Source organism: Streptomyces sp. NPDC031274 (assembly GCF_055570235.1).
In genome coordinates this window covers 1-1,303 of the sequence record NZ_JBVIHP010000277.1, presented here as the reverse complement: position 1 = coordinate 1,303, position 1,303 = coordinate 1, and the positions used below count along the sequence as shown (strand labels likewise).

At 75.9% G+C, this 1,303-nt stretch carries 1 protein-coding gene; it reads left to right on the top strand.

Annotation, left to right across the window (positions count from 1 at the left end; genetic code table 11):
- Positions 1-109: 109 nt before the first annotated feature.
- On the top strand, positions 110-1,303 hold a 1,194-nt coding region (locus tag ACZ5CR_RS45635; RefSeq protein WP_468869706.1), incomplete at its 3' end, for a glycerate kinase family protein.

Sequence of the window (1,303 nt, the reverse complement as noted above, 5' to 3'; positions counted from 1 at the left end):
TCCGCGGTCCTGGCACCGCTGACCGCCGCGCTCGTCCTGCTCTTCGCCGTCGCGCTCTGGCCGCTGCTCGGCGTACCCGTCCGCTGATCCCGCCCGCACTGGAGACCCCATGCTGACCCGTTTCGCCATCGCCCCCAGCGGCTTCAAGGAGTCCCTGTCCGCGCAGTCCGCGGCCGAGGCCATCGCCGAAGGAGTACGCCGCGTCGTCCCGCACGCCGAGACCGATCTGATCCCCCTGGTGGACGGCGGCGAGGGCACCGCGCGCGCCCTGGCCACCACCGGCGGCGGCCGCCTGGTCGCGCTGCCCGCCACCGGTCCCGTCGGCCAGCGGATCGGCACGCACTTCGCGCTGCTCCCGTCCGGCACCGCCGTCGTGGAGATGGCCGCGGTCGCCGGGCTCTCACTGGTCCCGCGCGACCTGCGCGACCCCGGCGCCACGACGAAGTACGGCGTCGGCGAGCTGATCGGCGCCGCCCTCGACGCGGGCGCCCGCCGCATCCTGGTGGGCTGCGGCGACTCCGGCACGTCGGACGGGGGCGCCGGGGCGCTCCAGGCGCTCGGCGCCCGGCTCCTGGACGCGGACGGCTGGGAACTGCCGCGCGGCGGAAGGGAGTTGAGCCGCCTGAGCCGCATCGACCCCTCGGGCCTTGATCCCCGCCTGAAGGACACCGAGATCCGCGTCGCCTGCAACCCCTTCAACGTCCTGGCCGGCGAGCGCGGCGTCGCCCGCGTCTTCGGCCCCCAGAAGGGCGCGACGCCCACGCAGGTCGAACAGCTCGCAGCGGGCCTGGAGCACTGGGCGCACGTCCTGACCCGCGATCTGCACGTCACGGCGGACCTCTCCCTCGGCCCCGGAACGGGCGCGTCCGGCGGCCTGGGCGCAGGCCTCGCGGCGCTCGGCGCCCAGCTCCTCCCCCGCTTCGACGTCCTCCTCGAAGACCTCGACCTGGACGCCCGCCTGGCCCGCGCCGACCTCGTCGTCACCGCCGAGGGCGCCCTGGACCACCAGACGCCGCGGGGCAAGGTCCCCGCCGAAGTGGCCAGGCGCGCCAAGCGGTTCGGCCGCCCGGTCCTGGTCCTCGCGGGCACGATCGGCCAGGGCGCGCACCACGTACGGGCGGAGGGCGTGGACGCCTACAGCGCGATCCTGCCCGCACCGGTCTCGCTCACCGAGGCGCTCGGCCGGGGCGGCGAGTTCCTCACCGACGCGACCGAGCGGGCCCTGCGGATGATCGTTCTGGGGTCACGCCTGAAGGGACGGACCAAGGCTCAGGCGGCCGTGGTGTCCGGCACGCAACGCCCG